The 18788-nt window shown below is 32.9% G+C and carries 19 protein-coding genes and 1 pseudogene; 13 read left to right on the forward strand and 7 right to left on the reverse strand.

From position 1 onward, the window contains the following. Positions 1–39: 39 nt before the first annotated feature. Positions 40–564, reverse strand: a complete 525-nt coding sequence (locus NNL09_RS25915; RefSeq protein ID WP_196911983.1) for a TlpA disulfide reductase family protein — start codon at positions 562–564, stop codon at positions 40–42. A 330-nt stretch (positions 565–894) separates the two neighbouring features. Between NNL09_RS25915 and NNL09_RS25920 the strand changes: the two genes are divergently transcribed. The 11 genes from NNL09_RS25920 to NNL09_RS25970 all read left to right on the forward strand — a co-directional run bounded on the left by NNL09_RS25920 (position 895) and on the right by NNL09_RS25970 (position 10253). Then, positions 895–1266: a MarR family transcriptional regulator gene (locus NNL09_RS25920; RefSeq protein ID WP_316930215.1), complete on the forward strand. Its 372-nt coding sequence runs from the start codon at positions 895–897 to the stop codon at positions 1264–1266. A gap of 24 nt (positions 1267–1290) precedes the next feature. Then, positions 1291–1857 carry a YceI family protein gene (locus tag NNL09_RS25925; RefSeq protein WP_025667891.1) on the forward strand — a complete coding sequence of 189 codons (567 nt, stop codon included), beginning with the start codon at positions 1291–1293 and terminating at the stop codon, positions 1855–1857. A gap of 223 nt (positions 1858–2080) precedes the next feature. Next, positions 2081–3478: an anthranilate synthase component I family protein gene (locus tag NNL09_RS25930; protein WP_025667890.1), complete on the forward strand. Its 1398-nt coding sequence runs from the start codon at positions 2081–2083 to the stop codon at positions 3476–3478. Between the two features lie 116 nt (positions 3479–3594). After that, positions 3595–4167: an aminodeoxychorismate/anthranilate synthase component II gene (locus NNL09_RS25935; RefSeq protein ID WP_025667889.1), complete on the forward strand. Its 573-nt coding sequence runs from the start codon at positions 3595–3597 to the stop codon at positions 4165–4167. A gap of 88 nt (positions 4168–4255) precedes the next feature. Then, on the forward strand, positions 4256–5251 hold the full coding sequence (gene trpD / locus NNL09_RS25940) for an anthranilate phosphoribosyltransferase (RefSeq protein ID WP_025667888.1): 996 nt from the start codon (positions 4256–4258) through the stop codon (positions 5249–5251). A gap of 84 nt (positions 5252–5335) precedes the next feature. Continuing rightward, the gene (gene trpC / locus NNL09_RS25945) at positions 5336–6136 is read left to right on the forward strand and encodes an indole-3-glycerol phosphate synthase TrpC (RefSeq protein ID WP_196911984.1); all 801 of its coding nucleotides are present in this window, start codon (positions 5336–5338) and stop codon (positions 6134–6136) included. Positions 6137–6181: 45 nt separating this feature from the next. Then, positions 6182–6847 (forward strand): phosphoribosylanthranilate isomerase, encoded by a 666-nt coding sequence (locus tag NNL09_RS25950; RefSeq protein ID WP_231389288.1) that lies wholly within the window; start codon positions 6182–6184, stop codon positions 6845–6847. 28 nt (positions 6848–6875) lie between these two features. Beyond that, positions 6876–8057, forward strand: a complete 1182-nt coding sequence (trpB, locus tag NNL09_RS25955; RefSeq protein ID WP_025667885.1) for a tryptophan synthase subunit beta — start codon at positions 6876–6878, stop codon at positions 8055–8057. A gap of 80 nt (positions 8058–8137) precedes the next feature. Continuing rightward, positions 8138–8899 (forward strand): tryptophan synthase subunit alpha, encoded by a 762-nt coding sequence (trpA, locus tag NNL09_RS25960; protein WP_196911985.1) that lies wholly within the window; start codon positions 8138–8140, stop codon positions 8897–8899. Positions 8900–9004: 105 nt separating this feature from the next. Continuing rightward, a complete protein-coding gene (locus NNL09_RS25965; RefSeq protein ID WP_196911986.1) occupies positions 9005–9610 on the forward strand; it encodes a hypothetical protein in 606 nt (201 codons plus the stop codon). A gap of 52 nt (positions 9611–9662) precedes the next feature. Continuing rightward, complete coding sequence (locus tag NNL09_RS25970; protein ID WP_196911987.1) at positions 9663–10253, forward strand: DUF1287 domain-containing protein; 591 nt, start codon at positions 9663–9665, stop codon at positions 10251–10253. Positions 10254–10260: 7 nt separating this feature from the next. On the opposite strand, the gene NNL09_RS25975 is transcribed toward NNL09_RS25970, so the two are convergent. The 4 genes from NNL09_RS25975 to NNL09_RS25990 form a co-directional block, all read right to left on the reverse strand. Beyond that, positions 10261–11685: a flotillin family protein gene (locus tag NNL09_RS25975; protein ID WP_025667881.1), complete on the reverse strand. Its 1425-nt coding sequence runs from the start codon at positions 11683–11685 to the stop codon at positions 10261–10263. A gap of 20 nt (positions 11686–11705) precedes the next feature. Beyond that, the gene (locus NNL09_RS25980) at positions 11706–12284 is read right to left on the reverse strand and encodes a hypothetical protein (RefSeq protein WP_196911988.1); all 579 of its coding nucleotides are present in this window, start codon (positions 12282–12284) and stop codon (positions 11706–11708) included. A gap of 219 nt (positions 12285–12503) precedes the next feature. Beyond that, positions 12504–13163: an endonuclease/exonuclease/phosphatase family protein gene (locus NNL09_RS25985; RefSeq protein ID WP_196911989.1), complete on the reverse strand. Its 660-nt coding sequence runs from the start codon at positions 13161–13163 to the stop codon at positions 12504–12506. 445 nt (positions 13164–13608) lie between these two features. After that, positions 13609–14595, reverse strand: coding sequence for an IS110 family transposase (locus NNL09_RS25990; RefSeq protein WP_196912087.1), 987 nt, complete (start codon positions 14593–14595; stop codon positions 13609–13611). Between the two features lie 411 nt (positions 14596–15006). Here NNL09_RS25990 and NNL09_RS26245 point away from each other — a divergent pair, with 411 nt between their 5' ends. Continuing rightward, complete coding sequence (locus NNL09_RS26245) at positions 15007–15270, forward strand: 30S ribosomal protein THX (RefSeq protein ID WP_025667878.1); 264 nt, start codon at positions 15007–15009, stop codon at positions 15268–15270. Positions 15271–15284: 14 nt separating this feature from the next. Here the strand turns inward: NNL09_RS26245 and NNL09_RS26000 are convergent. Further along, positions 15285–15939, reverse strand: a pseudogene (locus NNL09_RS26000) (uracil-DNA glycosylase family protein). A 1118-nt stretch (positions 15940–17057) separates the two neighbouring features. Between NNL09_RS26000 and NNL09_RS26005 the strand changes: the two are divergent. Further along, the gene (locus NNL09_RS26005) at positions 17058–18044 is read left to right on the forward strand and encodes an IS110 family transposase (protein ID WP_196912087.1); all 987 of its coding nucleotides are present in this window, start codon (positions 17058–17060) and stop codon (positions 18042–18044) included. 110 nt (positions 18045–18154) lie between these two features. On the opposite strand, the gene NNL09_RS26010 is transcribed toward NNL09_RS26005, so the two are convergent. Beyond that, positions 18155–18625, reverse strand: a complete 471-nt coding sequence (locus NNL09_RS26010; protein ID WP_196912055.1) for a hypothetical protein — start codon at positions 18623–18625, stop codon at positions 18155–18157. Positions 18626–18788: the final 163 nt, after the last annotated feature.

The following is an 18788-nucleotide window of genomic DNA, read 5'->3' on the forward strand; positions in this document are numbered from 1 at the left end:
TGGTTTATTTTTTTATTACTCTTTGATTTATATAGATGCTTACAGCATTTTTTTAAGCTCTTTTTCTAATTCATTATAGGTAAAAGATCTTTCATAAAAATTACTATTTCCATCTTTATATATTACTGTTGCCGGAATAGAACCCGACCATTCAGTATTAACTTCTGGAATCCAACTATTTGCATCTGGATCATCTAGTAAGATAACTTTACTTCCTATTTTTTGTTTTTTAACAAATGGAATTAACTTAGCTTCTACTTGACTGGGTAAATCCAGACTCACCAAAATAACCTCTACTTTATCCTTAGGATACCTACTGTTGATTAACTCAAAATAAGGTAACTCGGCCACACATGGTTTACACCAGGTAGCCCAGAAATTAATCACTCTTACTTTTCCGTCATTAATATTTAATAATGGCTTAAAACTTTCAAAATCATATACAGGTATTTCTATACCTTTACTTTCGAAAACATCTGTTGCATCAAGAGCCACAGTCTGTTGCTCCCCTTTGCAGTTAGCAAAAAGCACAATAAATACGGTATATAAAATTAATCTCGACATCATACTAATGTATCAAAACCATTAATTCTGTAAAAGAAAATTAACAAGGTTTCTATATTTTATCTAAATATTTTCAGAATTTTTCACAATTGTTTAACTCAATAATGATACTTTTCTAAATCACAATAATACTATTAAACCTGATCTCAAAACTTGAATTTAACAAAGAATTAATAACATTTTACAATTTTTGAAATAAAAATTAACATACATTTGTATAGACAAATATTGTAGATACAATTGAACATAGAAAAGATTATAAAAACAGAAATTGAACTTCCGCTACCTAAAAAAGTCGTAATAAATTTATTATATACGGAAAACTGGATAATGGACAAAATCAATATCGAATTAAAAGCGTTTGATATTTCTCTTCAACAATTTAATGTACTACGAATCTTAAAAGGACAAAAAGAAAAACCTGCTAACCTTTCTACCATACAAGAAAGAATGGTTACCAAAATGAGTAATACAACTCGATTGGTAGATAAGCTCATTAACAAAGGTTATGTACAACGTGTAATCTGCGAATCTAATCGAAGAAAAGTTGAAATTACCATTACAGAGCAAGGAAAAAAATTTTTGGATAAAGTAAGTCCCATAATGGATGAATTTGAAAATAGAGTTACTTCAAATTTCTCTACAGGAGATTTGATCCAATTAAATGAATTATTAAATAAACTTCGAAATTCTAACTCATAAATAACTATTAATTTTTTAACAATCATGAAAACTAGACTTAAATCATTATTCTTAGCAATTGCAGTAGTTGCAACAACATCTACTTTTGCTCAAAAAAAAGAAATCAAAACTTCAGAAAGTACAATTAACTGGACAGGTAAAAAAGTTACAGGATCGCATACAGGAACACTAAAATTATCAAAAGGGTTTTTGGTATTTGATGGCGATAACATTACAGGAGGTGAATTTGTAGTAGATATGACCTCACTTGCTGTTACTGATCTTGAAGCTGGAAAAGGAAAAGAAAAACTCGAAGGACACTTAAGTTCTGATGACTTCTTTGGAATAGCAAATCATAAAAATGCAAAATTAGTGGTTACAAAAACCAAAAAAACAGATAAAGGTCATATAGTAGCCGGAGATCTTACCATTAAAGGAAAAACAAATCCAATCAAATTTATTCTAGCCTTAAATGACGGTACTGCATCAACCACACTTAAAATTGACAGAACAAAGTATGACATCAAATATGGATCAGGAAGTTTCTTTGATAATTTAGGTGATAAAGCGATCAGCGATGAATTCGAATTAGCTGTAAGTTTAAAAATGTAATTTTTTATTGTTCTGAATTATAATTAATTTATATATTTGACCCAATAAATAAAAAATGAAAACAATCTTAACAAATAATTGGTGGTGGTCATCTCAAAACGAAAACGTCGTGAGATAGCTCCTATCATTGTGTTAAGTAAACATATCAAAGGCTTGTCGAATCACGACAAGCCTTTTTTTTGTTCCCTAAACAGAGATTGTATTTAAAAATTAAAAACGCAAAATGACTTATAAATTAACCACACATTTCAAACAAATTCTGGCAGACACCTTTACTCCAGTAAGTGTTTATCTAAAAATTAGAGATCGTTTTCCTAATAGCTTATTATTAGAAAACAATGATTACAGAGGTAGTGAAAATAGCTTTTCTTACATCTGCTGTAATCCAATCGCCAATATCAAGGTAGAAAACGAAACTATTTATCAGTCTTTTCCCGATAAGAGTATCGAGGAAACACCTATTACTGATTCTACTAATATTGCTGAAGTTGTTGAGCAATTCGGTAAAAAATTTATAACCTCAAAAAGCAAATTCAAATTTATTAACAATGGCCTTTTTGGTTATATCTCTTATGATGCGGTTCGATATTTTGAGGATATCTCTATTTCTAAAAAAGAAGATGGTTTACATATACCCGACATACAATACACAGTATATCAAAACATTATTGCTATTAGTAATTTTACTAATGAAGCCTATATTTTTGCGCACTGCTATGAATCAGAAAGTAATATTGCCGAAATAGAATCTCTACTTAAAGTCAAAAATTTTGCCTCCTATAATTTCACTACAGTTGGTGATACAACCTCTAATCTTAACGACGAACAATATAAAGAACATGTTTCCCTTGCCAAAAAACATTGCCATCGCGGTGATGTATTTCAATTAGTACTATCGAAGCGTTTTTCACAAAAATTTAAAGGAGACGAATTTAATGTCTACAGAGCATTACGTAGCGTTAATCCTTCACCCTACCTGTTTTACTTTGATTATGGTGATTTTAAAATATTTGGTAGTTCTCCCGAGGCACAACTAGTCGTAAAAGATGATACTGCAGAGATTCACCCCATTGCAGGAACTTTTAAACGTACAGGTAATGATGAGCAAGATGCAGAATTAGCAAAAAAACTATCTGTAGATGAAAAAGAAAATGCAGAACACGTGATGTTAGTAGACCTAGCACGTAATGACTTAAGTAGAAACGGAAACCATGTTACTGTAGAGACCTATAGAGAAGTTCAATTTTATTCTCATGTGATCCATTTGGTTAGTAAGGTTACCAGTAAAAAACACAAAGACACCACCACTATGCAAATTGTAGGAGATACTTTCCCAGCAGGTACACTAAGTGGTGCACCAAAACACATGGCCATGCAACTTATCGAGAAATATGAAAACGTAAATCGTGATTTCTATGGGGGAGCAATTGGTTTTATGGATTTTTCAGGAAACTTTAATCATGCGATCATGATCCGTACATTTCTAAGTAAAAATCACAAATTACACTGGCAAGCAGGAGCCGGATTGGTTAACGAATCAAATGAAGAAAACGAATTACAAGAAGTATATAATAAACTAGGCGCATTAACAAAAGCATTAAAAATAGCAGAAGAAATATAAGGGTGTTTCCCCAATTACTTGGGGTCGGGCTATTCGCGCTACAAGGTAGCCAGCTGCTATCCCTAACACAAAAAAGCAATAAAGTAATAAAGTGTAAAAGCTCTGAAAAAAAAACAATGAATACAAAAATATTAGTAATAGACAATTACGACTCATTCGTATACAATTTGGTTCATTACCTAGAAGATCTTGGTTGTGAAGTTGTCGTAAAACGTAATGATCAATTACGATTAGAAGATGTAGATGCATTTCAAAAAATCTTATTATCTCCAGGTCCGGGAATCCCAGATGAAGCAGGGTTACTAAAAGACATTATCCGCAAATATGCAGACACCAAAAGTATTTTTGGAGTTTGCCTGGGGCAACAAGCGATAGGAGAAGTTTTTGGTGGTAGTCTGATCAACCTCAATGAGGTTTATCATGGTGTGGCAACCAATGTAACATTATCGGTCACAGATGAATCTCTTTTTAAAGGACTTGACACCAGTTTTGATGTAGGGAGATATCACTCCTGGGTAGTAGCAGATAAAGATTTACCCGATTGCCTGCAAGTGACATCATATGATGAAAACGGACAAATCATGTCCCTGCGTCATAAAGAATTAGATGTTCGAGGGGTACAATTTCATCCAGAATCTGTATTAACTCCCGATGGAAAAAAGATATTAGAAAATTGGGTTAATAATTAACACTTAAAGATAAAATATACTAACTTAAATACTACTCTATACAAGCTTGCTTTCCTGTTTAGAAAGCAAATGCCAGAGTGCAAGGCTTATGAAAAACTTACTCAACCGATTAATCAATCACGAAACCATCTCTAAAGAAGAAGCCAAAAGTGTTTTGGTTAACATCTCTAAGGGAGAATATAATCAAAGTCAGATTGCTTCATTTCTTACCGTATATATGATGCGTAGCATTACTATCGAAGAATTAGAAGGGTTTAGAGATGCCTTACTAGAGCTTTGTATCGCAATAGACCTTAGCGAGTATAACCCCGTAGATCTTTGTGGCACAGGAGGTGACGGCAAAGATACCTTTAACATATCAACACTTTCTTCTTTTGTCTCGGCAGGAGCCGGGATTAAAGTCACTAAACATGGTAACTACGGCGTTTCTTCGACATGTGGTAGTTCTAATGTAATGGAGCATTTGGGAATTAAGTTTAGTAATGATAAAGACTTTTTAAAACGTAGTATCGATGAAGCAGGGATTTGTGTATTGCATGCCCCATTATTTCATCCTGCAATGAAAAATGTTGCTCCGATACGTAGAGAATTAGGAGTAAAAACGTTTTTCAATATGCTTGGACCAATGGTAAATCCAGCATTTCCAAAAAATCAAATCGTAGGAGTTTTTAATCTGGAATTAGCAAGGATGTATGGATATTTGTATCAAAATACAGATAAAAAATTCACCATTATCCATGCGCTGGATGGATACGACGAGATTTCACTAACCGGAAACACAAAAACAATTTCTAATACTACCGAAGGAATGCTTTCTCCATTAGATTTTGGAGTACCATTATTGAAACAAGAAGATATTTACGGAGGAGATTCTATCGAAGCATCTGCTGCTATATTTATGAATATCCTGAGCGGAAAAGGAACCGAAGCACAAAATAACGTAGTCTGTGCCAATGCAGGAATGGCTATCGCCACAGTAGAAGGTCTCGAACCAAAACAAGGATTCGAAAAAGCAAAAGAATCATTACACTCTGGAAAAGGGTTAATGGCACTAAAAAAAGTTCAGGAACTAAGTAAAAATTAAAATAATTTGTCATTCCAGCGTAGGCTGGAATCCAAAATTGAAATTATAATTAAAAAAGACTAACCGACACTTAGGTGATAAAACATGAATATCCTAGACAAAATAATAGCCGATAAGCATAAAGAAGTTGCCCTTAAAAAAAGTATAATCCCTATCAAACAATTAGAGAACTCTGTATTATTTGATCGCGAAACAAACTCATTGGCCAAGGCTTTACAAAACAGCGATACAGGCATCATAGCAGAACATAAACGCAGATCTCCCTCTAAATCTGTAATCAATCAAAAAGTAAGTGTACAAGATGTAGCCGATGGATATCAAAATGCCGGAGCTTGTGGGATGTCGGTACTATCCGACGGTAAGTATTTCGGAGGATCTCTAGAAGATCTTTTACTCGCCAGAGCCACAGTACAAATGCCCTTGCTACGTAAAGAATTTATCATCGACGAATATCAATTAGTAGAAGCCAAAGCTCACGGAGCCGATGTAATCTTATTAATTGCAGCCGTTTTATCCCGTGATGAGATAAAATCTTTATCCCAGTTTGCCAAAAGCTTATCTCTCGATGTATTATTAGAAGTTCATAACCAGGACGAATTACAAAAATCTATCATGCCATCTTTGGATATGCTGGGCGTAAATAATCGAAATCTAAAAACATTCGAGGTAAGTACAGATATTAGTAAAACACTAAGTACTCAAATCCCAGATGATTTTGTAAAAGTTTCAGAAAGTGGCATTAGTACTATAGAAGCTATAAAAGACCTAAAACAATATGGATACAAAGGTTTTCTTATCGGTGAAAACTTTATGAAAACCGAAAACCCCGGAGCCAGTGCAGTAGAATTTATACAAAAACTAAATACAGACCTCACAGGTCTTTGATACCTGTAAGGTCTAACTTAGTAAAAGCTAAAAAAACAATAAACGATGAAGTTGAAAATTTGCGGAATGAAATACCAGGAAAACATAGAAGCCGTTGCAGCTCTCAAACCAGATTACCTTGGCTTTATTTTCTATGAAAACTCTCCCAGAAATTTTGAAGGAGAAATTCCAAAATTACCTTCTACAATAAAAAAAGTAGGGGTTTTTGTAGACGCCTCTGTAGATTTTATTGTAGAAAAAGTAAAGCAATATGACTTCAAAGCTATTCAATTGCACGGAAATGAAACTCCTCTGTTCTGCCAGGAGTTAAATTATAGTCTAAATAAACTTCACAAGTCTTCGAGACTTGTGAGGTCTAACCAAATCAAGCTCTGGAAAGTATTCTCTATCAAAGATCAATTTGATTTTGACCGTTTACAACCCTATGAAGGTATTGTAGATTATTTTCTCTTTGATACCAAAGGAAAAGAAAAAGGAGGTAATGGATATACTTTTGATTGGAGTGTCTTAAAAGGCTACCCCTCTTCTACCCCATTCATTTTAAGTGGTGGTATCGGACTTAATGAAACCGAAGCTATTTTATCTTTTCAGAAGAGTCCCGAATCTAAATATTTACATGCTATTGATGTAAACAGCAAATTCGAAAGTGAACCCGGAGTAAAAAAAACAGAAAATCTCGAAAAATTTATAAAGCTTGTCATTACGACATAAACGTAATGACAACCAAAAACAATAAAAAATGAATTATCAAGTAAACGAAAAAGGATATTACGGAGATTTTGGAGGAGCATATATACCCGAAATGCTTTATCCTAATGTCGAAGAATTACGAACTACCTATCTCGATATTATGAACGAACCTTCTTTCAAAAAAGAGTTTGATCAATTATTAAGAGACTACGTGGGGAGACCTTCTCCTTTGTATTTTGCTAAACGTCTTTCAGAAAAACACAATACCAAAGTATACCTTAAACGCGAAGATCTAAACCATACTGGTGCACATAAAGTAAATAATACGATTGGGCAAATTCTTGTAGCAAAACGATTAGGTAAAAACAGAATCATTGCAGAAACAGGTGCAGGACAACACGGGGTAGCTACAGCAACAGTATGTGCCCTTATGGGGATTAAATGTATTGTCTATATGGGTGAGATTGATATCAAACGACAAGCACCCAATGTAGCCCGAATGAAAATGCTTGGTGCAGAGGTAAGACCAGCCAAATCAGGAAGTAAGACCCTTAAAGATGCTACCAATGAAGCAATACGAGATTGGATCAATAACCCTGTAGACACACATTATATTATTGGTTCTGCAATAGGACCTCATCCTTACCCAGATATGGTAACACGATTTCAATCTATAATTTCAGAAGAAATCAAGTGGCAGCTAAAGGAAAAAGAAGGTAGAGAGCATCCTGATTATGTAGTAGCATGTATTGGTGGTGGTAGTAATGCTGCGGGTACATATTATCATTTTTTAGAAGAACCCAGTGTTGGAATTATTGCAGTAGAAGCTGCCGGAAAAGGAGTACATAGTGGCGAAAGTGCAGCTACCTCGCAATTAGGAAAAGAAGGAATTATTCACGGGTGCAAAACCTTGCTAATGCAAACTCAAGATGGGCAAATTACAGAGCCTTATTCTATTTCTGCAGGGCTGGATTATCCTGGTGTTGGACCATTACATTCTCATATATATAAAACCGCACGCGGAGAGTTTTATTCTGTAACCGATGATGATGCCATGGCTGCCGGATTAGAACTATCACAATTAGAAGGAATTATTCCTGCAATAGAATCCTCACATGCCCTGGCAATTTTTAATGATAAAAAATTTAGACCCGAAGATATTGTTGTCATAAGCCTTTCTGGTCGTGGTGACAAAGATCTTGACACCTACATAGACTATTTTAAATTATAACAATTCAGTAGTAAGTATATTGTAATGGGCACTAATTATTCGCTGCTCAACACTAAATACTCAATACTAAATACTAAAAAATGAACAGAATAAACACAGCACTAGAGCAAGATAAAAAATTACTATCTATATATTTTACAGCTGGATATCCATCACTAAATGATACCACAAAAATCATACAAGATCTAGAACATCATGGAGTAGATATGATCGAAATCGGATTACCTTTTAGTGATCCTTTGGCAGATGGGCCAACGATACAAGAGAGTTCGACTGCAGCTCTTAAGAATGGGATGACCACTAATATTCTTTTTGAACAACTAAAAGACATTCGTAAATCGGTTAACATTCCTTTAATCATTATGGGATATTTTAACCCTATGATGCAGTATGGCATAGAAGCTTTTTGTGCTAAATGCCAGGAGATTGGTATAGACGGATTGATTATTCCCGACCTACCAGTTAATGAATACCACGAACATTATCAGGAAACTTTTGAGAAATATGGCTTGATCAATGTGTTTCTAATTACTCCGCAAACTTCGGATGAGCGTATTCGATTTATAGATGATGTATCTAATGGGTTTATCTATATGGTAAGTTCTGCAAGTACAACTGGAGCCAAAAGTACATTTGGTGATACACAACAACAGTATTTTGAACGTATCGAAGCTTTGAATCTTAAAAACCCGCAAATCGTTGGTTTTGGAATCAGTAACAATGAAACATTTATGCAAGCAACCAAAACAGCCAAAGGTGCTATCATTGGCTCTGCTTTTATAAAACATTTAACTCATAACAGAACAGATAACATCGGTGACTTTGTAAAAAGCATTCGGTGATTTTGTATCTTTCTAATCAAAAGATTAAAGTTCTAAGTGCAAACATAGCAGTACATGGGATTATCTCTATGTTGTAAATAATCAAATAAACCTATAGATACTAGGATGTTAAAACGAGGGTTTAAAATATTACTTGCATTAATAGTAATTATCGCAATTGGAGGAGGGTACCTTTATTTTCGTTTACACAATACTATAGAGAACGTTCTTGAAGCACAAAACAATTGGCGTAGTGAAGTTCTGGAGTTTCCATTAATATTTGCTGGAGATATAGAATATGAAGGTGAAGAACATATTCGATTTGCACCGGGGTGGGGTGAAAAAGATAGTGAGGATTATTTTTCATATGTTTTTTTGTGGATGATTAATGAAAATCCGAGTTTAACCGCCTCGGATTTGGAAAATATAGTGAATATATACTTCGATGGGCTTATGAATACTGGAGCAATCACTAATTTTAATTTCTTTAAAAAAATTCCTAAAACTCAATCTTCCTTTCATCAGACTGATAAAAACACATTTGAAGGTTCAGTAGAATTGTATGATGAATTTTTTAAAAAAGGAATAATTGTTCTGAATGCTAAAATTAAAAGTGAATACTGTCCAGTACAAGAGAAATATTTAATTTGGTTTTATTTATCTCCCAAAGAAAAGAATCATCAGATTTGGGATCAATTCACAAAAGTACATTTAAATATTAAGTGCCGTTAAATTAGAACTATTTATATAACCTATGTGATATACAACTTATAAGAGCTAATCTATGATTACAAAACATCGTATACTTTCTTTAGGCCTTCTCCTATTTTTGGTTCAATTTAATTTTGGGCAAACCGATTTTAAAGATCAATTGTCTAATGCTGCCTTAGCATTAACTAAAAACAAAGTTACATACGACCCTGCTTATTTCTCTATCGACTATCCAAATGGTGATGTCCCAAGTGACAAAGGAGTATGTACAGATGTAGTTATCAGAGCCTACAGAACACTCGATATTGATTTACAGAAAGAAGTACATGAAGATATGCGTGTTAATTTTGGGCTATATCCCAAAAACTGGGGATTATCTAAGACCGATAAAAATATTGATCACAGAAGGGTTCCTAATCTAATGAAGTTTTTTTCAAGATTCGGAAAAACAAAACCAATATCTAATAACCCAAAAGATTATGCTCCCGGTGATATTGTATGTTGGAGCCTGGGAGGAGGGCTAACCCATATTGGCTTGGTAGTCAATAAAAAATCTAGTGATCAACAGCGTTATTTAATCGTTCATAACATTGGTGGCGGACAAGTAGTAGCAGATTGTCTATTTGATTATAAGATTATTGGGCATTATCAGTATGAGAAATGAAACATCTTTATTCCTTGTCCTTGCTATGAGGATCTTTTTTTATTTCAGAATCTAGGTTTTCTTTCTCTTCGCCTTTTAAGTAATTAGGCAATTGCATCCCTGCCATATTAAACATTTCTTGTAAAGGTGGTACTGCTTTATACATCCCTGAAATAAAATTGGAGGTCGAAGTTTTGCCATCTTCTCCATTACCATTTTCCCAGACCGTAATTTTATCTATTTTAATATTTTTAATTGCTTCTGCTTGTGTTTTAACTAACTCAGGTAATTTATCCGCTATCAATAATAACACTGCTTCTTTAGGGTCATTTCCTGCAGCTTTTACAATACGATCTAACCCTTCTGCTTGTTTAGTTAAAATTTCATACATCCCTTTTGCTTCAGCTTCTTTTTTCATAAAAATTGCATCTGCTTCTCCTTTTGCAATTCGTCTAATTTGTTCTGCTTCCGCCTCTGCATCAATTTCAATTTTTTTCTTATCAATTTGTGCAGGGACAATAATATCTGCGCCTTGCTCTGCTTCTTTACGTTTTGCTCTAGCATCTTCAGCTATTTTCTCAGCTGCATAGGCTTCTTCTAATGCTTTTGCAGATTGTACTTTTTCTGAAGCATTAGCTATTCTCTCTGCCTCTGCTTCACGAGCTCTCCTATCTGCATCAGAATTAGCAACCTGAATCTTTGCTGTATTTTCACCTTCAACCGCTTTTGCATTTGCTGCAGCAACTTGAACTCTTTGATCTTGAAGAGCTTCTGCTTGCCCTATTGCCCCATCTCTATCTTTTTGAGCTACAGAAATAATAGCATCATTAATAGCTTTTGCTGCGGCTTCTTTTCCTAAAGCTTCGATATATCCAGACTCGTCATGTATATCTGTAATATTTACATTAATTAGTTTTAAACCTACTTTCTTTAATTCGGCTTCAACACTATGAGTAATATGTGATAAGAATTTATCTCTATCTGTATTAATTTCTTCAATATCCATTGATGCAACAACCAATCGTAGCTGACCAAAAATAATTTCTTGCGCTAATTCTTGAACAGCATCTAAGCTTAGTCCTAATAAACGTTCTGCTGCATTTTGCATTATAGTAGGTTCTGTAGAAATACCTATAGTAAATCTAGAAGGTACATTTACACGGATATTTTGTTTACTCAATGCATTAATCAGATTTACTTCTATCGAAATCGGAGTTAAATCCAAGAACGAATAATCCTGAATTATAGGCCATATAAATGCTGCTCCTCCATGAATACACTTAGAAGAACTCTCCCCGCCAGTTTTTCCATAAACCACCAACACTTTATCAGAAGGACAACGCTTGTACCTTCTGAACATAGAGAACATAAAAACAACAAAAATTAATATAACTGCTGCCACCAAATATATTCCAGTAACTCCAGTTCCAGCAAATAATGAAAATATATTCATTCGTATTTTATTTAAAATTTTTAGTTAGATAATTTTTCGACCAATAGTAATTCTGAGCCTATAATTTCAACAACTTTTACTATAGTAGAAGTGCTCAAAATTTCTTCAGAATCTGTTACTGCTTCTAGTTCTCGTAAACTACCTTGTACTTTAATCTGAATTTTTCCTATACTCGATCGATTTGCTCCAATTGGTAAATATACTTCGCCAATTGCTCCAATAGCATTTTTAATTTTCAATGTACCAGATTCAGCCATTTTATGTATCCAGAAAAACAAAAGAGAGGTTAATATCATCATTAGTAATCCTGCAAAAGAAGAAATAAAGATTGTAACAATAGTAGATAATTCGTTATCAATACATAAAATACCTGTCCAACCAAAAATGGTAAAAAAAGCAATTACATTTTTAAATGTGAAAAATTGAAAACCTACACCTCCATCATCTGCATCAACATCAGAAATATCTGCTTCCATATCCACATCACTAGCTCCAATAAAGGTTAAAGCAAAAATAATCAGGAATATAATAGAACCTAATATGGCTATAATCCAATATGCTTGCTCGAAGGTTGACATACCTTCAAAAAATTCGTTCATAGATTTCAGAATTAACAGGCATAAATCTACTAAAAAAAATCAAGATTTAGTTATGATAAAAATATTGGGGATGTTAATTTATGAATCCAATCTGTATAAACAAATAAGAAGACTAAAAAACGAAGTAATGTTAGGTTTCAAACTTCTCTACAGTTAAATTAGATAACGATATAATACATAAAAAGCATACGCTTCATTTTTCATTTCTAAATCAGTCTATCATTTATATTCATATACTCCTATTAAGAGCGCATGATCTGATATTTTGTAATGTTCTTTTTTCAGAAAAATCGGTCTAATCGCTTTGGCGCCCCATATTTGATCTATTTCGAATAAAGGAATACCATATGGCCAGGTTGCTGTGAATCCTTTCGACATCTTATGAAAACTATTCAGGTTATTTTTAAAATCACCAAAATGTACACTTTCATAAGGTGTATTAAAGTCTCCTATAATAAAAGACGGATTATTTTTTACAGAGAATTCATAGATCGTATGTAATGCCGATTTTCTATTCGTAAAAGGTACTGCATTAACATCTGCAACCAGTATTGATGTTTTATGATTTGCAAGAGTAACAGTAATATAATTAAACTTAAAACTCTCATCTTTGCAGTGATACCGGATATCATCTATCTCTCCTTTTATTGCCAGTACCATCCCACCTTTCAGTTTTTGTATACTGTATGATGGAAATGTCTCTTTAAATCGCATTATATCCTTATCGGTCAATTCCTCTGCTTCGACCAATCCTATAAAAGACGGTTTTTGTTCCTTTGTTTTTTTGATAATAATATCCATCGATCGCTTTCCTTTTCTTGCGATATTCCAAAACAATATGCTATTGCTTTTATCAGAAAGTTCTGGTGGGGATTGCATCCTATAGTAGCCCATATACCAATACAACGATACACACAAAAAACACCCGATTAAGGAATACAATATCTTTTTCTCTTTAAAAAACAATATACATAGCACTAAATTTCCGATCAGTAGAAATAACACCGGGAATGCATAGTAAATTATATTGATAGGATATATAGTATCCCTAAGAACGAAATGAATAAAAATAAGTATACCATAAAGTATAAGAAGAAACTTTCTTTTCGAAATACGATACTGGTGTTTTACTGTTTTTCGAAATGAACTCATCCTTACTTTTTTGATTCGCTCGAAAATAGTTTTTTTTATTGAAGTAGTTTCAAGATGCAATAGATTTTCTAATGTATGATCCTGCTTAAACCACTTCACTCAAAAAAATATTATTTTTCATAGCTGTTGTGCATTTAGGAAAATTATTACGAAAAAAGCGTCAATTCGATTTCTATGACGTAACCAAACGATTTTGATAAAAAGTTTGATTTTTGATTAATGCAAAAATGATGTGTATTATTTTGTTTCTTACAGCATTTAATACACTCATTTTGTTTTTTCCTTCATCTACTTTTCTATGGTAATATATGCTTAGATCATTCTCTAATCTAATTGCACTCATAGCTCCTAGATGTAGTAATCTTTTTAGTTCTTTATCTGCAAAATTAGATACTTTCGGTTTTCTAAAGATAGATGTTCCTGACGTATTTTCAAAAGGAGCTACTCCGGCATAACAAGCAAGTTTTCTAGGCTTGGTTATGGTTTTAAACTCATTGGTTTTTACTAACAAGTTCCAAGCTAAAATTTTTCCAACACCTGGAGTAGATACAAGCTGTTTATGTAAAGTTAATAGTTTTTGATCTTGCTTTACAATTTCTTGTATTGATAGCTCAAAATCTTTAATCTGTTTATCCAATTCTTTGATTAACCTATTATTCTTTGTTGTTAATTGCTTACTCATTTTTTTATTAGTTAAGCACAGATATTCCTTGTTCTTTATAACTAATGCTTTTCTTTGTTTAATTCTGTGCTTTCTCTCTGTTAGAAGCACTTGAAGGTCTTTTATTTTTAACCTTTGCGCAGTAAAGGGGGCTACTTCTGCATAATTGCTTTTAATGAATTTAGCAATTCTCAAAGCATCTATCTTATCATTTTTACCTCTAACTAATCCCATACTTTTCTTTAAATGCAGTGGATTAATAACATAAAACAAACACTCTAATTCTGATAATAATTCCATTAAGCTCCAACCATACTTTCCTGTATTTTCCATACAAACATAATTTACAGATTTGCTAGATAAATGTTTACTGAAAAAGCAACGAATGGATTTTGGCGTATTATCTATTTTAAAAGACTCTTGATGCTCTGATAAAACACAGATGTCTAAAGTAGATTTACTCACATCAATTCCAATAAATTTTAAATTGGTTTTCATAACTTTGATTTTAATGAATTATGTTATAACTCAACTCCTTAATAATGGGCTCTAATCCCTAATTTCTATTTGAGTTTATAACTGAACGGAAAAGGTCTGAATCAAATTATAAGCTTTAAAACTTAGAGTGAATAGATAGTGTACCTTTTCCGTTCTTTAAATTATAAAATATCTCAATGCTAATCTAAAGGAGTGAATTTTATGATTAGAATGAGTAAAATTTGTATCGAGAATAGGTTTTTTAAGCTAAAATCCTATTCTCGATACACTTCTCCTAAAGTCGAATCACTCGAATTGACGGATTATAGTTAAAAAAACATCTAAATGCACAACAGGTTTTTTCATTTCTATTTCTAAATCCTTACATTAGTAATTCACACTTAATCAATTATTTAATCTAAAATTTAATATATGGGCAAAGGAGATAAAAAAACACGTCGTGGTAAAATCGTTATGGGAACGTATGGAAGATTAAGACGTCGTAAAAAATCAACTGCTATAACAGCAGCGGCAAAACCTAAATCACCCCCAAAACCTAAAACAGAAGCTAAAACCGAACCCGCGCCAAAAGCTGAGGTAAAAACAAAAACCGAGACAAAAACCGAGGCAACACCAAAAGCCAAACCAGCAGCAAAGAAAACTACAAAGAAGAAAACCGAGGAAGAATCTGAATAAGTTTTAAACCCGGATTAAAAATATTTTTGATATTGCATCACCCTAAAATCAATAGTATTGAATTTAGGGTTTGCTTTTTTTAATGCCTTATATTCTTGTAAACTTCCTATAGATCGATTAGCAGCTCCCGATGGTGCAGTAAGAGATACTGTATTGATGATTCTATCTTCTAAACTAAATCGATGTATTCTTGGGATATCGTTTGATACCAATTCTAATTTGAGATCATATCCTTTTAGGTGTCTTCTAAAAAAATATTCGGGGCCATTTTTACTATTGCCGCCTGTAAAAAGCAATGTATCTATTTGTGGATATTGTTTTAAATATGATATGATATCCCTAAGTGTACTATTTTGCATTCCTAAATCTGATGCATCGATCTTTTCTCGCTCACAACTATGCACAATATCACAAACTCCTATTCCTCTAGAGATTAAGAAATCTTTTCTTTGATCTATTGCTTTTTGGGTGGTCTCAAACTTTAAACCCAAATCAAATATGTTATCCAAAACAGGCCATAACAAACCACTTATACTACCATAACAGAAATTAACATCTCCTTTTTTTAATTGTCCCGTAGTAAACCTTGGTGGCGGTAATGTTCCTATAATTAGTTTGGTAGCTCCTTTAGGAAAAAAACGGTTCGTATGGGTGCGTATGTAGAAACAAATGAATTACGAATTAATGAATCACGAAGGTAGTAGTATTATTTAAAAAAGTAAAAGAAGAAGTTGATCTGGCCATATACCCCAAAAGATAGGGAGTTAGGCCCATCCTGAAGTGGTTCGAAGGATGACAAAAGTATTTCGAGCAATGATTTTAATAGGTATCTACCTTTATTATAATGGTCCTAAAGCCTTTTGCAAAGCTTCATTGCCCATTTTGCAAGCCCTTTACCCCTATCCAAGGGGGGCTCGAACCCTTAAAATACACCTTCGAAGTAGTATAGTAACGTTTCGAAATACTTCAGTAATCCCTCTAAGGAGTTTACTAAGGGGTAAGCGTAGTTTCCAGAACGGGAAGAAGGACTATACACTTCCTTATCTTGCTTCCTGGTATGCATAATTACCGTTTATACAAGAGTTACAAAACATAGAAAACATTTGATGGTTAGTATGAGCCCTTCGATAAACTCTGGACAAGCATTGTCATAACCTGAGTTCGATTAATCTGAAATGTGTCAGTTTGAGACATCCAATAAAATTTTACCCAGTGTCTAAGTTGACGTTCCAAAGCAGGGCTTTGAAATCTTTTTTCACCAGTATAAGATTTGTTTTGCGTTTGCAACATCTATGAAGCCTTGGAAAGATTTTAGCATAATAAATCTGGTTTTCAATGAAATTGAAAAATACCTTGAAAAAAGTGCCTTTTCTTTTGGTTCGTTTTCTTTGGGCAAGCAAAGAAAATGAACAGAAAGCCAAATCAAAGGAAATTAGATGAAATTTATGAGTATATAAATTTTTGAAAAACAAATCATTATGAAATACATCAATGGTAGTGAAATTCTGTTAAGAATTTTGTATCGAAAACAAGCATTTCAATGCTAAAAACCTATTCTCGATACAAATTTTACTCATTCTAATCATAAAATTCACTCCTTTAGATTAGCATTGAGATATTTTATAATTTAAAGAACGGAAAAGGTACACTATCTATTCACTCTAAGTTTTAAAGCTTATAATTTGATTCAGACCTTTTCCGTTCAGTTATAAACTCAAATAGAAATTAGGGATTAGAGCCCATTATTAAGGAGTTGAGTTATAACATAATTCATTAAAATCAAAGTTATGAAAACCAATTTAAAATTTATTGGAATTGATGTGAGTAAATCTACTTTAGACATCTGTGTTTTATCAGAGCATCAAGAGTCTTTTAAAATAGATAATACGCCAAAATCCATTCGTTGCTTTTTCAGTAAACATTTATCTAGCAAATCTGTAAATTATGTTTGTATGGAAAATACAGGAAAGTATGGTTGGAGCTTAATGGAATTATTATCAGAATTAGAGTGTTTGTTTTATGTTATTAATCCACTGCATTTAAAGAAAAGTATGGGATTAGTTAGAGGTAAAAATGATAAGATAGATGCTTTGAGAATTGCTAAATTCATTAAAAGCAATTATGCAGAAGTAGCCCCCTTTACTGCGCAAAGGTTAAAAATAAAAGACCTTCAAGTGCTTCTAACAGAGAGAAAGCACAGAATTAAACAAAGAAAAGCATTAGTTATAAAGAACAAGGAATATCTGTGCTTAACTAATAAAAAAATGAGTAAGCAATTAACAACAAAGAATAATAGGTTAATCAAAGAATTGGATAAACAGATTAAAGATTTTGAGCTATCAATACAAGAAATTGTAAAGCAAGATCAAAAACTATTAACTTTACATAAACAGCTTGTATCTACTCCAGGTGTTGGAAAAATTTTAGCTTGGAACTTGTTAGTAAAAACCAATGAGTTTAAAACCATAACCAAGCCTAGAAAACTTGCTTGTTATGCCGGAGTAGCTCCTTTTGAAAATACGTCAGGAACATCTATCTTTAGAAAACCGAAAGTATCTAATTTTGCAGATAAAGAACTAAAAAGATTACTACATCTAGGAGCTATGAGTGCAATTAGATTAGAGAATGATCTAAGCATATATTACCATAGAAAAGTAGATGAAGGAAAAAACAAAATGAGTGTATTAAATGCTGTAAGAAACAAAATAATACACATCATTTTTGCATTAATCAAAAATCAAACTTTTTATCAAAATCGTTTGGTTACGTCATAGAAATCGAATTGACGGTTTTTACCACCCTTGAAATATTAATCGAACTCAGGTTCATAGAGACATACTCTTCAAATAAACAGATCAATAATCGTTGCTACAACCTATCTATTCTATTCATTTATTACTGCGCTGGATTTATGAAACAATACCTTCATATCCTCGTATACCGATTTCGAACCGGGTTCGTTTTCGCCTGCCAGGTAACGTACCATTCGATAAAAACTTAGAGCATTATTATAATTGTCATGATCTAATAACGTTTTGGTATCGATAAGTTGTTGTGACAAATTCTCTAATTGTTGCACCCGATTTTCTATTTGAGTACGAGCCTGATAGTCCTTATCAAATTCTTCTTTATCTACAAATCTGGGTATCCAATCAGGATGTTGTTCCATATAATTTTTTGATTTGTCTACAATGAGTTTATTTTGATTAGCAATTCGACCGTATTGTTGCCTTTGATCTGCAGTAAGGTTTACGGTCTTACCTGCAAGTACTTTTTTGATACCATCAATATGGTGATCTAATGTTTCTAATTCTTTTTCTGTAAAGCTTATGCTAATTAAATTTTCTAAAGCCATTGATATACGTTTTAAAAGTTAAAGTTATATGATAATTTGCATCACCTATACCCTCGCGATTGTCTGCTAATCGATAGGCTTACCACAATATGGTCTACTCATAGCAATCTTATGCCAGATCTAAGCGATGTATAATTTTGACAAGGTGAATACATACTGTCTA

The organism is Aquimarina sp. EL_43 (assembly GCF_943422735.1).
Classification (GTDB): domain Bacteria; phylum Bacteroidota; class Bacteroidia; order Flavobacteriales; family Flavobacteriaceae; genus Aquimarina; species Aquimarina megaterium.

Excerpts from the sequence above, each read along its gene's own strand:
- trpC (WP_196911984.1), top strand. The coding sequence starts at position 5,336 with ATGAATATCCTAGACAAAATAATAGCCGATAAGCATAAAGAAGTTGCC.
- NNL09_RS26245 (WP_025667878.1), top strand. The coding sequence starts at position 15,007 with ATGGGCAAAGGAGATAAAAAAACACGTCGTGGTAAAATCGTTATGGGA.
- NNL09_RS25915 (WP_196911983.1), bottom strand. The coding sequence starts at position 564 with ATGTCGAGATTAATTTTATATACCGTATTTATTGTGCTTTTTGCTAAC.
- NNL09_RS25990 (WP_196912087.1), bottom strand. The coding sequence starts at position 14,595 with ATGAAAACCAATTTAAAATTTATTGGAATTGATGTGAGTAAATCTACT.
- NNL09_RS25920 (WP_316930215.1), top strand. The coding sequence starts at position 895 with ATGGACAAAATCAATATCGAATTAAAAGCGTTTGATATTTCTCTTCAA.
- NNL09_RS25985 (WP_196911989.1), bottom strand. The coding sequence starts at position 13,163 with ATGCAATCCCCACCAGAACTTTCTGATAAAAGCAATAGCATATTGTTT.
- NNL09_RS25980 (WP_196911988.1), bottom strand. The coding sequence starts at position 12,284 with ATGAACGAATTTTTTGAAGGTATGTCAACCTTCGAGCAAGCATATTGG.
- NNL09_RS25965 (WP_196911986.1), top strand. The coding sequence starts at position 9,005 with ATGTTAAAACGAGGGTTTAAAATATTACTTGCATTAATAGTAATTATC.
- NNL09_RS25930 (WP_025667890.1), top strand. The coding sequence starts at position 2,081 with ATGACTTATAAATTAACCACACATTTCAAACAAATTCTGGCAGACACC.
- NNL09_RS25970 (WP_196911987.1), top strand. The coding sequence starts at position 9,663 with ATGATTACAAAACATCGTATACTTTCTTTAGGCCTTCTCCTATTTTTG.
- NNL09_RS26005 (WP_196912087.1), top strand. The coding sequence starts at position 17,058 with ATGAAAACCAATTTAAAATTTATTGGAATTGATGTGAGTAAATCTACT.
- trpA (WP_196911985.1), top strand. The coding sequence starts at position 8,138 with ATGAACAGAATAAACACAGCACTAGAGCAAGATAAAAAATTACTATCT.
- NNL09_RS26010 (WP_196912055.1), bottom strand. The coding sequence starts at position 18,625 with ATGGCTTTAGAAAATTTAATTAGCATAAGCTTTACAGAAAAAGAATTA.
- trpD (WP_025667888.1), top strand. The coding sequence starts at position 4,256 with ATGAAAAACTTACTCAACCGATTAATCAATCACGAAACCATCTCTAAA.
- NNL09_RS25925 (WP_025667891.1), top strand. The coding sequence starts at position 1,291 with ATGAAAACTAGACTTAAATCATTATTCTTAGCAATTGCAGTAGTTGCA.
- trpB (WP_025667885.1), top strand. The coding sequence starts at position 6,876 with ATGAATTATCAAGTAAACGAAAAAGGATATTACGGAGATTTTGGAGGA.
- NNL09_RS25975 (WP_025667881.1), bottom strand. The coding sequence starts at position 11,685 with ATGAATATATTTTCATTATTTGCTGGAACTGGAGTTACTGGAATATAT.
- NNL09_RS25950 (WP_231389288.1), top strand. The coding sequence starts at position 6,182 with ATGAAGTTGAAAATTTGCGGAATGAAATACCAGGAAAACATAGAAGCC.
- NNL09_RS25935 (WP_025667889.1), top strand. The coding sequence starts at position 3,595 with ATGAATACAAAAATATTAGTAATAGACAATTACGACTCATTCGTATAC.